Below are 13,185 nucleotides of genomic sequence, written 5' to 3' on the forward strand. Positions count from 1 at the left end.
ACCGCCTGATGCGGGTCGCCGAAAAGGCCTTCTGTCTCTGTTGCGCCTTCAACCGCACTACCGCCTGCAGCGGCCACGTACCCTGCACGCAAGCTCAGAGGACCGCCCCCAACGTTATAGTTGAAGCCAAAGCCCGCCCCACCGGGATCATCGACGGCATCATTGATGATCAGAGCATTGTTAATGAAAAAGCCAGAGTTGAAGTCGGCACCCGGATCGTTGGCGTAGCTATTGCCATCGATAAAATCACTGGGATAGAGCTGTGGTCCAATGGTGACTGAAAGGTTCTCCACAGGGCTAAATTCATAGGCAAGACGATCTAGCTCAACGCCTGGGCCAGTATCTCGATACTCGATAGCGCCGGGATTGACGGTGCCACCGGCAAGGCCACCCCCTGCGTCAAAGAACTCGCCAAAGAAGTCGTTACCACCATTACCTGTCAAGAGGGTAATCTGCAGTAAGTCTTCCCCCGTGAAGCTGGTGTTGAAGGTTAATCCAACTTCTGCCAGCGCTGAAGCACGACTGCTGCCAATACCACCGTCAACGTCGGTTTGGTCACCAAACTGAATGGTTCCAATCACGGAGCCTTCGAGCTTGGTGGTGGTTGAAAACTGCTGGGCTTCAACGGTATCAACGCGGGCCTCTAGGCCATCGACCCGGCCTCTTAAAGTGGCAAGCTCTGCTGCAAATTCATCCTGTAGGGCTTTGACGGCATCAAGGTCGGCTTTGGAGGCGAAGCGATCGCTAATCTGGTCCAAGCAAGCATTGAGCGCTGCAGCCATCTCGTAACGAGTGGCTGAGCGGTTGCCCCTAAAAGTGCCGTTGGGATAGCCTGCGATACAGCCATAGCGTTCCACTAGAGACTGCAGGGCTTGAAAAGCCCAGTCAGTGGGCTGCACATCAGATAACTGAGAGACAGAGGTCACCTGGCCAGTACTGTCTGATTCTGTTTCGGCAATCAGGTCTGAAACCGATGTGTCTGCAAATGCTGGAGCAGTCAACGCAAGGGCACCGAAGAGGCCTAGCCCCCCGCCCAAGAAGGATCTTTTATACATAGTTATGGCTCCACAACACCAAAATATACAAAGCAAGATGGGTCACTGCATAAATATCTGTAGACAGAGAAGACACCTCAGATTAGTAACGATAATCGTTCTCATTTTTTCTTGTCAAGGGGCTTCACGATATTGTTTCTGGAGGTATTCATGTTTGAAGCCTTGATGAGAGGGTGATCTTTAAGAACTTCTTGACAGCCTAGGGTAAATCATAGCGCCCAAAAAGAGTCCCAGTTGAGCCATCACAATGCTCGGCCCTGACGGTAAATTCATGGTCGCCGATAGTCCCATCCCCACCACAGCACTGATGGCCCCTAAGCTTGCTGATAGCACTACATGGTGGCTAAACCGCCGAGATAATAACTGGGATGCACAGGCTGGAATCACCACAAAGGCACTAATCAGCAGGACTCCAATGGCCTTAATGGCAATCCCCACGACCAAGGCCAGCAGCACAATAAAAGTGGTGCGATGGAATGAGACCGAAACGCCCCTTGCGATCGCAAATGGCTCATGCAACGTGATCAGCATTTGAGTCCGCAATGTGAGGCCAATAAATAAGGTGCAGGCTAGCAGTAAAACAGCGCTGAAGATCAAATCCGATTCTCGGACGGCCAAGATATCGCCAAACAGAAGCTGATGGAGCCCGCCTTTATAGGTGTCGGTGAAGCTGAGGACAATGACTGCGATCGCTAACGATGATGAATAGATAATGTTGAGCAACGCATCAGTCCATAGCTGGGTGCGCTCTAGTAGGTAAGTCACGCCCAGGGCAAACACCACCGCGAAGGGCAGCAAAACCGCCGTGGGGTTCCAGCCCAGAAGGACGGCAAAACTGAGGCCCAGCAGCGCAGAGTGCCCCAGAGCATCACTAAAGAAAGAGAGCTGACGCAGAATCGTAAAGCTCCCCAACATTCCACCCGCCAGCCCAGTAAGGACGCCGCTCAATACTGCCCGCTGCATAAACGGGAGCTGAAAGAGATCGGCAATTCGGACTATTTCACTAGCAAATGACATAGCGTTTGACGTGAGAAAACATGAGGCAACAATCTTAATGCAATGTAGAGTCTGACATACAGGAATGATGGTACCGGGCGAACTCTGGCCCATATACGGCACTTAAGCTGTCGCGAGAGAGGGCAACATCCGGCATTCCCTCACAGCGGAGGGTGCGATTCAGACACAGCACATGATCACACTGACGCTGCACCATATTGAGATCGTGAGAAACCTGCATAATGGCCCATCCCTGCGTCTGCTTGAGCTGCTCCAGTAGCTGATAGAACTCTGCTTCGCCCCGCACATCTAAGCCTGCTGGCGCTTCATCTAAAACCAGCAGGCGGCGGGGCCGCACCAAGCAATAGGCCAGTAAAACACGCTTGGTTTCTCCCCCCGAAAGGCTGCTTACCCGTTTGTTTCTTAAGTGCAGGGCTTCGACTTGAGCCAGCGCTTGACGAACGGCCACCTGCCGTTCCCGCCGCCCTGCCCAAGGCCACTGGAAGCCCAGCGCGTGCCAGCCTAATCCCACCATTTCATCCACCGTCATCGGAATGCGGCGATCGAAGATAAAGTTCTGAGGCAGGTAGGCGATCTGCTCTCGCACCCGGGCAGGCAGTACCCCTTTGGGACTGAGGCGATGGCCCAGTATTTCCACTTCACCACTGTGACAAGGCAGAATGCCCAACATTGCCTGAATCAATGTGCTTTTACCGGCCCCATTGGGACCGACAATCGCAACATTCGTCCCGGCCTGCACCGAAAATGAGACCTGTTCGACGGCAATATGGGTGTTGCGGGCCACCGTCAAGCCCGAGACCCGCACAATGAAATCTTGCAAGCTGAATCTCCTAGAAATTGACCTGCACAAACTGAGGCAAGGTAGCAACAGTCCGCTGCCGGGATGGAGCCGGAACCCAAGACTGGGCTTGACCGCCAAAGGCCGCTGTTAAGTTTTTGAGATTCTCTCGCATCGCTGTTAAATAGTAGTCTGCTTCCAATGCCTCTGGACCACCAGATTCCAACGGATCAAAGGTGCCCACTTTCACATTGAGATCCTTCGCTAGGGCTTCGAAGGGGCTACCCGTGGCCTGGGGTTCTGATAGTAGCGTATTCAGGTTAGAGTCTTTGGCTGCCTTTAAAACCCGCTGCACGTCTTCTGGTTTGGCATTTTCTGCCGGGATGCCTACTAGGTACTCTACTTTCAAGCCGTAGCTGCCCGCAAAGTAGTCAGCAAAATCATGATAGGTGACGAAGGTTTTCCCGGCATAGGGCTTAAGCTGCTCGGTAAACTCAGCATCAAGATTTTTCAGCTCTTCGATATAGGCCGTCGCGTTGGCTTCATAGGTGGACTGGCCCTCGGGGTCAGCGGCTATCAATCCATCCCGAATATTCTCGACCTGCTGGATTACCCGTTTGGGATCAAGCCAGATGTGGGGATTGTTTTCGCCGTGGTCGTGTTCGGCGTGCTCCTCACCTTCAGCATGTTCTTCGTCTTCGGCATGCTCCTCACCTTCAGCGTGTTCTTCGCCTTCAGCATGTTCTTCGCCGTGGTCGTGTTTGCCTTCAGCGTGTTCTTCGCCTTTATGCTCCTCTTCTTCATTGGGGATTACGGTAATGCCTTGGCTCGAATCAATCACGGCTAGCTTGTCATTGCCCGCGTTTTTGACCATGTCTTCTAGAAATGCCTCCATCTCTAGGCCGTTTTCTATTAGCACATCGGCGGTGGTCAGCTTCTGTACATCTGCGGGTTTAGCTTGAAAGTCATGGGGGCCAACATTGTTGGGTAAAAGCTGGGTGACTTGGGCGCGATCGCCCGCTACTGCTTTCGTAAAATTCGTAATCGGTACAAAGGTGGTCATTACCTGCAGCTTCTCGCCCCCTTGCGCCGCATTTGATTCTCCCGAAGGCGTCGAAGCACAACTGCCTAAGCCCACAGCCAGAGCTGAGATAAAGGCTACAGAGAGTCGAGCCGTAGATTGAGACTGATGAAAGAGAAAATGACTAAATTTCATGACACCTGTTCGTTATGGGATAAAAAGGGTTGAATGTGGGCTATTGCGATCGCAACTGAAGCGCGAGCTGCTTGGCAAAATAGGTCAAGATTAAATCAGCCCCGGCCCGCTTAAAGCTGGTGAGGGTTTCGATTACTACCTGTGGTTCATCAATCCAGCCGCGCTCCGCTGCCGCCTTCACCATTGCGTACTCGCCGCTGACGTTGTAGGCCACCACAGGCAGCATTGTGGACTGCTTGATCTGCCAAATAATATCCATGTAGGCAAGGGCAGGCTTCACCATCACCAGATCTGCGCCTTCGGCAATATCTAAGGCCACCTCTTTGAGGGCTTCGCGAGTATTAGCGGCGTCCATCTGATAGGTCTTCTTATCGCCAAACTGAGGGGCTGAGTCTAGGGCATCACGGAAAGGCCCATAGTAGGCTGAAGCGTATTTGGCAGAATAGGCCAGAATGCCCACCTGGGTCCACCCTTCTGCATCTAAGGCTTGGCGAATGGCTCCGACCCGGCCATCCATCATATCCGAGGGACAAACAAAATCGGCTCCGGCTCCGGCTTGGCACAATGCCTGCTTGACCAGCACTGCAACCGTTTCATCATTGAGAATTTTGCCATCTTGGACAATACCGTCATGACCTTCGCTGCTATAGGGATCGAGGGCGACATCTGTAAAGATCAGCAGATCAGGAAGCGCTTCTTTTAAGGCTTTCACGGTTCGGGGAACTAACCCGTCGGGGTTATAGCTCTCGGTTCCGGCATTGTCTTTCTGGTCGATGGGGATGAGGGGGAACAGAGCAATGGCCCCAATACCCAGACGATACACCGCTGCCGCTTCCTCTAGGAGCAAGTCCAAGGAATAACGGCTTAGCCCTGGCATTGACGGAATCGCCTCCTCAATCCCCGTACCTTCCCTGACAAATATCGGATAGATCAAGTCATTGAGCGTTAGCTGTGTTTCACAAACCATCCGCCGCAGAGCTGCAGTGCGCCGCAGTCGTCGGGGGCGTTGGGACGCGGCAACTTGACTGGAAGCCTCTACCTTGGACTGAGCGGGAGCCATAAAGATATCAGTAAAATGATAATCGTTATCATATCTTAGGTCAGCGTAATGGTGTAGAGCTTCAACAAAAATTCTCTTTTGCCAAGGTTTATTTCAGCACTAACGATCCTGGGAAACTTGTCTATTCTGGGATAGTTATTAGATCCAGCCCCAGACAGTTTCTTGCCCCTTTCTGATAACGCTCAGATCAAGCTGTATCAAGGGGCGAACCTTTACCCATTTTGTCGAGCCTGGAATTGGCATTGTCCACAATCAATATTTTTAGCTGGCTTCCGTTGGTGATGTAAAAGGTGGCCGCGAGAAGAGAAAGCAGATCCATACTACTGATTTACTTTTAAGCCGCTGAGGTGAGTGCGAGGCCGCGATAGATTTGCTCGATCGCAAGGCTGAGGTCAATGCTTCGGAGTTCGATGGTGTCGCCTGCCTTGTAGTTGAGAATGATCCATTCGCCCGAGTCATTTTTGCGATACAGGTCAATTTCGATTTTGGTGGAGCTAACGAGTAGATAGTCTCGAAGAGCGGGGTTTTGGCGATACATCCTAAATTTGCCGCCGCGATCGTAGGCTTCGGTACTGTCGGACAGAACTTCAACAATGAGGCAGGGATAGGTAATGTATTGGATTGTGGTTTTGTCGCGATCGTCACAGGTAACGCTGGCGTCAGGGTAGGTGTAGTTGCTGGTTTCGAGGATATTGATTTTGATATCAGAATTGCCAGTGATGCAGCCCGTATTTTCTAGGTGGCTGTCGAATAGGGCGGTGAATCTGATGGCGATGCGACCATGATTTACGCTGCCGCCGCTCATGGCATAGACTTGACCGTCAATATATTCATGTTTTTCTAGCTGCTGCTCTTCCCAAGCGAAGTAGGCTTCGGGGGTCAGTGGAGAGACGTTTTCCTGAGCAGCGATCATGATGAGAGGGCGTTTCTGTAGGGGCGGGAATTGACCCTATTTTATCGCGGTCGGGTGATGGGATGTGCGATCGCAACTTCGCTGCATTTTGGCAATCAAACGGATATGCTCAGGGGCGCGAAAGATTACCAAAAATTCAAACAGATATTACATTAGCTGAGCGTCATTTGCAGCATAGGGTTAGGCATCGTTACCAAAATATTTAACCATAGGAACTGAGCTATCTAGGTTTGGATCTCCTGCCACCTTATATCCAAGCCGGGCGTAGAAAGGTAGGGCATTCGGGCTAGCGTCTAGGTTTACTGTAATTTCTCCTTGTGCCCGGATTGCGGACTCTGCATATGCCATAAGTAACGAGCCAACACCTGAGTGAGAAGCAGAGGGAGTCACGTAGAGTCCTTTGATTGTTGCGGCCTTGACCTCGATCCAACCCACAACAACCGATTCGCACTCTGCCACCCAGACACTGTTGTGCTTGATCGCTAATGCAGCGCGATCGGAACTGGCAGAGTTTGCCCAGCGCTCGGCTGCAGCGTGTCCGAAATCATCGGCAAGACTCATAATGGCATGCCAACGTATCGCAAGAAGCCTCTGATCATCGCTGGAGATAGCAGACCGAATGTGCATTAGAGGGACGTAGAAGCTGTCTAAACTATAACTATACGGATAGCGGCTGATAACTCCGGTAGGAAGGGTATTATCCGCCAAAAACTAGATAACTCCGCGATCAGAGCATTATCAAGCAGAAGTCGGATAACTCCGACCCAAGAGGTACTATCCAGTCGTTTACTGTCATCAAGCCACCCTATTTGGAAATCTTGAGATTAATAAGCCCCGCCCTTCAAAGCTTTCAAGACTCCCTATCCCTATGCTCGTCAGCTCGTAGCAGATTTCAATAAGGCAAGCCTTACCAATGGTGGTGGCCTACGTCTTAATTTGCCTCCCCGAGATAGCAGTGACAATCTGGCTTCTCAATCAACGAAGCCGCCAGCCGATTAAGTACCACTGCCGCCAGCAGGCCACCGCCCAGGGCGCTTTCAGTAGTCACGTAGGGCACCGATAACTGCATCAACCGACGCTTGGCCGCTGGCGCATGACTAAACCCAATGGGCAGACCAATGACTAAGGCAGGCCGACCCACTCCCGTCTCGATGGCTTCGCAAAGTTTCATCAAGACTGATGGCGCGTAACCCACCATCCAGATATTGCCGTCTGTCAAATCCCGCAACCGCTGGTGCCAGCCGTTATCCTGCCAGAACTGCTGTTCCGCATCGGCGGCACTGTCTATATGGGGATTGTCCAGCAGCGTGGCCCATTGACAGCCTAAATGGGTAAGACGGGGTTGGTCTAGGGCCGCAATCACGGCAGGAACGTCCCCCACTATGGTGCAGCCTGCAGATAGAGTCTCACGGGCTGCCTTGATGGCATCGGAACTAAAGCGCACGAAAGTCGCTAGGCTTACATCGCCGCAGGCTAACACCAGGTGAGAGAGTACGTCCACTTCAATCTCAGGACGCTGCGAAAGATCGGGCAGCAAGCGAAAGAGAGCCTCCTGGAAGTGCTCAGGATGATCTGGGACAGCGGCATCGAGCTGCTGCCAAAGATCTTCGGTAAAGGCCGTCGCGGTCTCTGTTTCAGCCGCCAACTGCCGCAACTGTGCCAGGGCTTCAGCTTGGACAGACTGGCAAGCTTGGTCGCGTCCAATAAATCCCTCTAGAGCCGTAGCAGTCTGCCGGAGCTTGATCATCTGCTGCAAAACGGTTTGATACTGCTTCTGGAGCTGGTCCAATAAGGGGTCCACCGCCATCGGCTGGGACTGAGCGACTAGCATTTGCTGGATGTGGGAGAGCTGAAACCCCTGTTGTTTAAGGGCCACAATTCGCTGGAGGCGCTGTATATCGGCTGCGCTGTAGAGGCGATAGTTGCTGTGCGATCGCATCGGCTGGGGCAGCAGTCCAATCTGGTGATAGTGCCTCACCATCCGGGGGGTCGTGCCGTGACCAACGGATTGCGTCAGTTCTTTAATAGTCAACATACCCTTGACCTTAACATCAATGTCAAGGTTTACCCTGAGGAAGCTGTTAATGCTAAGGCTGCCCTGATGGAGAATGTGACACAACTGAGGTTTCCACAACAGGGCCGGATTCCATCTTGGTTTAAAACCTATCCTGCCGTCGCAACGGCTGCGCTGTGTGCCCTGCTAACGCTGCTGGGCTGGTTGGCGTTAGTGGCCGGGCAGGTGGGCGGGGCCGTCTGGATCTTGTTGATTGCCTACGGCATTGGGGGTTATGAAAGCGCTCGTGAAGGGTTAACGACCCTGTGGCAAGAACGGGAATTAGATGTCGATCTATTGATGATTGTGGCGGCTCTGGGGGCGGCCACCTTGGGGCTATGGCAGCGGGAGTATTATTTGCTGGTGGATGGGGCAATTTTGATCTTAATCTTTGCCATCAGCGGAGCCTTAGAAGATATTGCCCTCCAGCGCACCGAGCGCAATATTCGGAGCCTGATGCAGCTCACTCCAGATACCGCTTGGCGGTGGCAAGGCGGTCAAACGCAGCGGATCAAAACGCAGCAGTTGCAGGTGGGCGATCGCATCCTGATCAAACCGGGCGAACTCATTCCCACGGACGGTGTGGTCCAGACTGGCAGCAGTACGGTGAATCAGGCGACGTTAACCGGCGAGTCGATTCCAGTGGAGAAAGGCATTGGGGATGAAGTCTTCGGGGGCACCCTCAACGGCAGTGGAGCGATCACGGTCGAGCTGCACCAGCCCCCAGAGAGCAGCCTGATTCAGCGAGTGATCCGCTTAGTGGAGCAGGCCAAAACCTCGCAGCCGCGATCTCAATTATTTTTAGAAAAATTCGAGCGGGGCTATGCCCGCCTGATTGTCGGCGTCGGGTTGCTCCTGGCAATAATGCCGCCCCTCTTGCTGGCCTGGAGTTGGGAAACCACTATCTACCGAGCCTTGATTTTTCTGGTGGTGGCCTCCCCCTGCGCCCTAATGGCGGCGATTATGCCCACCTTACTCTCTGGGATTGCTCAGGGGGCACGACAGGGGATTCTATTTAAAGATGGTGCTCAGTTGGAAACGATGGGGCGAATTGAGGCGATCGCCTTCGATAAAACCGGCACCCTAACCACGGGCGTTCTGCAGGTCAGCGATCTAGTGCCTGCTGCAGGCGTCGCCGCGAATCATGTGCTACAGGTGGCGGCTTCCCTAGAGGCTTATTCCGAGCATCCCATTGCGGATGCGATTGTGGCTGAGGCCCAACAGCAGGGACTGTCGCTTTTGTCAGCCAATGCTGTTCAAGCTGCGATAGGTCAGGGCATTGTCGGTCATCTAGCCGGAACCCTAACCCGGATCGGTAAACCTCAGTTTGTCACGGCAGATCTGTCCGAAACGGCAGACTCTCATCTGCTTCAGGCCAGCCATCAGCTAGAAGCCACCGGCAAAACCGTGATCTGGGTCACGGAGCAGCAGCACTTGATCGGACTTTTGGCCGTCGCCGATCAGATACGTCCCCAAGCCGCTCAAGTCTTAGCTATCCTCAAGCAACTGGGAATTGCGACGGTGATTCTGACGGGGGATAATGCCGCCACCGCTCAGACCCTTGCCCAACTTGTGGCGGTAGAAGCCGTCTACGCCGATTTACTACCGGAGGACAAAGTAGATGCCATTGAAAAACTCCAGCAGCAGTACGGCACCGTGGCGATGGTGGGGGATGGCATTAACGATGCTCCGGCTCTGGCTCAAGCCTCGGTGGGCATTGCGATGGGGACGACGGGCAGTGATGTAGCTTTAGAGACGGCGGATGTGGTGTTGATGGGCGATCGTTTAGAGAAACTCACGCAGGCGATTGGTATTGGAGCCAAGTCTCAACGGATTGTCAAACAGAATATTGCTCTAGCGCTGACCTCTATTGCCCTGTTGATGGTAGCTAACTTCTTTGGTGAACTGACCTTGCCTGCTGGGGTGCTGGGGCACGAGGGGGCAACGTTGTTGGTAACGCTCAATGGCTTGCGATTACTGAGAACCGATGCCGCTATCGCCTCTATATCTTACTTGTAGGGCTGAAGTTGCGATCGCAACTCAACAGTGACTTGCTGCGAACGTCAGGATTGGCCTCTCGGGAGCATCGGGTTCTTGCCCTTTTGTCTGACAATGCCTCACGAGATATAGCATTTGGTTCATGTGCTATATCTGACAACTTTAACTTTCAGAGATAGCACCACATCGACTGCCACAACGCAGAACAAAGACTTAGCGGATTAAGCTCAGAGGCGCTGACCAGAACGGCTGAATTTGAAGCTTCCAACTCTTGTCTAGAAATTTCGCAGAACGATTCAGCGTCCCTTACAGCGTGTAGTTATGTAGTGTCACGATACCCTGCGAAAAATATATAGAGGAGCTGTTTTAGTATAGCCAACCCCTCGACCTAATCCATGTAGAGATTCTCGAGTGATGGAAGTTTTGCCTTTTGGAACAAAATAAGCCTCTAAAGCAGAATATGAAATGCGGTATTTACCTTTATCTCTATGTACGGTAGCTATGAGCTTATAGTCTTTATCAAGTGCCGCTAGACCTGCGTCAGCATGACTATTGTTCACCAACAGTAATCCGTCTATGTTGAGATAAGCTTTGCAAGCCTCTGAAATAAAACCCGCATACTGAGAGATTAGTAAATCACAAGAATCTATAAGCTCGCTATGTATCTTACTGTAGTCCGCGCCGTAAAACGTGACACTGGGTGCCTCTTTGTATTGTTTGCGGTGCTGGATGAGTGCCTGTACTTGTTCTTCTTGAAAGAATAGTTTGGCATTCTTATCTGAATCAATATAGGTAACAGTTTGAAAGACAAAAGAAGGTGAAACATGGACGAAGCTTCCAGGATAAATTACGCTACTGATTCCAAACTCACTTTTTAGTAGTTGAAACAAATCTAATTGCTCGTAATCCCTGTCAATATAGTATTTTTGATAGGTTTGAAGAGCATCTTTTGCTCGACTCATAATAGACACAATGCTACATAACGGTAGACATCACCGGGTGGCGGCGAACGACTTGCAAGCAGACGAAAAAATAACCACCGCCACTCCGGTGCATGTCATGGTTATCCGCCGTCTTTGGTCATCATGTTGGCAAACCGACGGGTTAGTTCGTCAGTGATCAGATGGTCGCGTTTGGTCATGATTAACCAAGTGTGGCCAGACAGATCAGTTAGTGTTCCCCGTCGGTCGCCATCAAATTGGTCCGTCGGTGGCGATACCGATGTCGCGCCAGCAGTCAGCCCGGTAGCGAAAGTAGCGTCGTCAGCGATCAGATATGGGGTTGCCGTCATTGTTGCTATCGTTTGGTCGTGTGAACTTCAGTCGGATAACTATAATTATACGAATAGCGGCTGATAACTCTGGTAAGAAGGGTATTCTCCGCCAGACTTTCGGTTTTGGTACCGTTTGGATCATGTACGCTCAATCCAGTACCCTGCCCATGCCAATACCAGGGAAAAAACCATCGCAGCCACAGCCTGTCGCCCCATCAAAATTAGTGCAAACCGGAGTGACTGTTCGCGGGCAATGGTGAGGGCCGTGACGAGGCAAGGCAACAATACACCGGCCAGATAGACCCCTGTAAGAATTTGTAGCGGTGTGAGGACCGAGAGGGTATCAACCTCAGCAAAGAGTAGCAGGCCATCTTTACGAATAGAGGCCAGGATTATGGGTAAAGCAGCATCCGACGGGAGATGAAAGATGCCCATCAGGGGATGAAGAATGGTTGCCAAAGCAGTCAGGAGATTCCACTCGTCTAAAACGGATGCGATTAAGGTAATGGCGACAAAAATGGGAATCGCAGTCGTAAAAAACTGGTAGAGGGTTCCTTGGGCTTCTCGCCAGATCGCGACTAGGCGTGGCCGTTCTAAAAAGGTACGGTGTTCAATCATCAGGCTGTTCTGAAGAGAGCGAGCCGACTTGGGCGCAATCAAGCGTGTGTAGACTAAGGTTGTTGAAGTCAGATAAACCAGGTAAGGAATCGCCAAGTAGGGCATGTTGGCTGCACTAAACACCCCCAGCGTGGCCCCCAATTGATAGGAACAGGCTGAGCCAAAGGCGATCGCCGAGATGCAAGTTTTGCGAGCGCAGCTAGAACAGGCACGGGTACTGATCACCGCTGGGACGTTACAGCCAAACCCCATCATGACTCGCACCAGATCCCGGCCAGATAGGCCAAAGGGGCGCAACAGCGGATGCAGAGCGACTGTGATCCGTTCGACCAAGCCACTGGCTTTGTAAGTGCCCAGAAATAGGGCATACAGAATGACCGTTGGCACAGCCCAGACAAACAGGAGCGGCCCCATCGTCAGCAAGCCGTAGCGTCCGATCAGCATGGCTTCAGGTAGAGGGAGTAAGCCCGTCAGAGCGTCGATGAGGGGCTTGATCAGCCATTGCACTAGGGGATCGGCGATCGCAGCAAAGCGATTGGCAAACCCAACCGCCAGCATGGCAGGCAAAAAAAGGAGCAAAATCGCAACGAGCCAACCGACGCGCGGATGCTCCAAAATGGTGGGCTGGGGTTCAATCCGCCATCCGGCAGGGTGCGGTTGCCATTGGTAAGGAAAGGCCGACGGTGCAGAGAGACTTGCGACTATTTCATGACGCTGCGTGCGGGTCAAATTTCTCGCGTTCACCGGCATAAACTCTAAATGAGAAGCCTGCTTCCAGTCACGAACAACCGAATGGGTGAACCCAGAACTCGCAATTTTATCCCAAAACGTGATCACAACAATGCCGAGCTTCCCTGCAACCAAAGGCCATAAATCCGCCAGATCTTCATCAACATGCGTTGCTTTAACCACCAGCAGCACAACGTCATGGATTTGTAATTGCGCCAGGGCCGCTTGCGTTGTGGCTCGATCAGAGCGGTACAAAATACCGGGCGTATCCACAAAGGTCATCCCATCTCTGACATAGGTTTCACAGGCAATAGTAGAACCGCGAAAGTTGCTGCTATAGGGCGAACATCCGGTCAGGGCGGCAATCAGTTGAGATTTGCCCGTATTCTCTTTACCAATAACGACGATAGAGCGCTGGACTGGAGGGGTAAGCAGGGGCATGGCAGGCAGCAAGAGAACAGGGCAATCTACAATT

The 13,185-nt window shown here is 52.3% G+C and carries 12 protein-coding genes; 1 reads left to right on the forward strand and 11 read right to left on the reverse strand.

Features of this window, described 5'->3' with window-relative positions:
* From C1752_RS20950 to C1752_RS20985, 8 genes are all read right to left on the reverse strand, one after another.
* The coding region (locus tag C1752_RS20950; protein ID WP_158535156.1) for an iron uptake porin at positions 1 to 1,055 on the reverse strand (1,055 nt) is incomplete at its 3' end.
* 180 nt (positions 1,056 to 1,235) lie between these two features.
* On the reverse strand, positions 1,236 to 2,072 hold the full coding sequence (locus tag C1752_RS20955) for a metal ABC transporter permease (RefSeq protein WP_110988011.1): 837 nt from the start codon (positions 2,070 to 2,072) through the stop codon (positions 1,236 to 1,238).
* Positions 2,073 to 2,106: 34 nt separating this feature from the next.
* A complete protein-coding gene (locus C1752_RS20960) occupies positions 2,107 to 2,892 on the reverse strand; it encodes a metal ABC transporter ATP-binding protein (RefSeq protein ID WP_110988012.1) in 786 nt (261 codons plus the stop codon).
* A gap of 10 nt (positions 2,893 to 2,902) precedes the next feature.
* Complete coding sequence (locus C1752_RS20965; protein WP_110988013.1) at positions 2,903 to 4,066, reverse strand: metal ABC transporter solute-binding protein, Zn/Mn family; 1,164 nt, start codon at positions 4,064 to 4,066, stop codon at positions 2,903 to 2,905.
* 40 nt (positions 4,067 to 4,106) lie between these two features.
* Entirely contained in the window at positions 4,107 to 5,126 is a 1,020-nt protein-coding gene (gene hemB / locus C1752_RS20970; protein WP_110988014.1) for a porphobilinogen synthase, read from the reverse strand.
* A 334-nt stretch (positions 5,127 to 5,460) separates the two neighbouring features.
* Positions 5,461 to 6,039, reverse strand: a complete 579-nt coding sequence (locus tag C1752_RS20975; protein WP_110988015.1) for a Uma2 family endonuclease — start codon at positions 6,037 to 6,039, stop codon at positions 5,461 to 5,463.
* A gap of 180 nt (positions 6,040 to 6,219) precedes the next feature.
* Entirely contained in the window at positions 6,220 to 6,600 is a 381-nt protein-coding gene (locus C1752_RS20980) for a GNAT family N-acetyltransferase (protein ID WP_158535157.1), read from the reverse strand.
* A 370-nt stretch (positions 6,601 to 6,970) separates the two neighbouring features.
* Entirely contained in the window at positions 6,971 to 8,074 is a 1,104-nt protein-coding gene (locus C1752_RS20985) for a precorrin-8X methylmutase (RefSeq protein WP_110988017.1), read from the reverse strand.
* A gap of 66 nt (positions 8,075 to 8,140) precedes the next feature.
* On the opposite strand from C1752_RS20985, the gene C1752_RS20990 reads away from it, so the two are divergent.
* Positions 8,141 to 10,111: a heavy metal translocating P-type ATPase gene (locus C1752_RS20990; RefSeq protein ID WP_110988018.1), complete on the forward strand. Its 1,971-nt coding sequence runs from the start codon at positions 8,141 to 8,143 to the stop codon at positions 10,109 to 10,111.
* Positions 10,112 to 10,419: 308 nt separating this feature from the next.
* Here the strand turns inward: C1752_RS20990 and C1752_RS20995 are convergent, their stop codons facing one another.
* From C1752_RS20995 to C1752_RS21005, 3 genes are all read right to left on the reverse strand, one after another.
* A complete protein-coding gene (locus C1752_RS20995) occupies positions 10,420 to 11,052 on the reverse strand; it encodes a hypothetical protein (protein WP_110988019.1) in 633 nt (210 codons plus the stop codon).
* 101 nt (positions 11,053 to 11,153) lie between these two features.
* Complete coding sequence (locus tag C1752_RS21000; RefSeq protein ID WP_110988020.1) at positions 11,154 to 11,381, reverse strand: VOC family protein; 228 nt, start codon at positions 11,379 to 11,381, stop codon at positions 11,154 to 11,156.
* 120 nt (positions 11,382 to 11,501) lie between these two features.
* Positions 11,502 to 13,151 carry a nucleoside recognition domain-containing protein gene (locus C1752_RS21005; protein ID WP_110988021.1) on the reverse strand — a complete coding sequence of 550 codons (1,650 nt, stop codon included), beginning with the start codon at positions 13,149 to 13,151 and terminating at the stop codon, positions 11,502 to 11,504.
* Positions 13,152 to 13,185: the final 34 nt, after the last annotated feature.

The sequence above is a fragment of the Acaryochloris thomasi RCC1774 genome (assembly GCF_003231495.1).
Taxonomy (GTDB): domain Bacteria; phylum Cyanobacteriota; class Cyanobacteriia; order Thermosynechococcales; family Thermosynechococcaceae; genus RCC1774.

What these genes read in the sequence shown, in the direction of transcription:
- C1752_RS20955 (WP_110988011.1), bottom strand. Translation starts at nt 2,072, where the DNA reads ATGTCATTTGCTAGTGAAATAGTCCGAATTGCCGATCTCTTTCAGCTC.
- C1752_RS20965 (WP_110988013.1), bottom strand. Translation starts at nt 4,066, where the DNA reads ATGAAATTTAGTCATTTTCTCTTTCATCAGTCTCAATCTACGGCTCGA.
- hemB (WP_110988014.1), bottom strand. Translation starts at nt 5,126, where the DNA reads ATGGCTCCCGCTCAGTCCAAGGTAGAGGCTTCCAGTCAAGTTGCCGCG.
- C1752_RS20975 (WP_110988015.1), bottom strand. Translation starts at nt 6,039, where the DNA reads ATGATCGCTGCTCAGGAAAACGTCTCTCCACTGACCCCCGAAGCCTAC.
- C1752_RS20980 (WP_158535157.1), bottom strand. Translation starts at nt 6,600, where the DNA reads ATGAGTCTTGCCGATGATTTCGGACACGCTGCAGCCGAGCGCTGGGCA.
- C1752_RS20985 (WP_110988017.1), bottom strand. Translation starts at nt 8,074, where the DNA reads ATGTTGACTATTAAAGAACTGACGCAATCCGTTGGTCACGGCACGACC.
- C1752_RS20990 (WP_110988018.1), top strand. Translation starts at nt 8,141, where the DNA reads ATGGAGAATGTGACACAACTGAGGTTTCCACAACAGGGCCGGATTCCA.
- C1752_RS20995 (WP_110988019.1), bottom strand. Translation starts at nt 11,052, where the DNA reads ATGAGTCGAGCAAAAGATGCTCTTCAAACCTATCAAAAATACTATATT.
- C1752_RS21000 (WP_110988020.1), bottom strand. Translation starts at nt 11,381, where the DNA reads ATGACGGCAACCCCATATCTGATCGCTGACGACGCTACTTTCGCTACC.
- C1752_RS21005 (WP_110988021.1), bottom strand. Translation starts at nt 13,151, where the DNA reads ATGCCCCTGCTTACCCCTCCAGTCCAGCGCTCTATCGTCGTTATTGGT.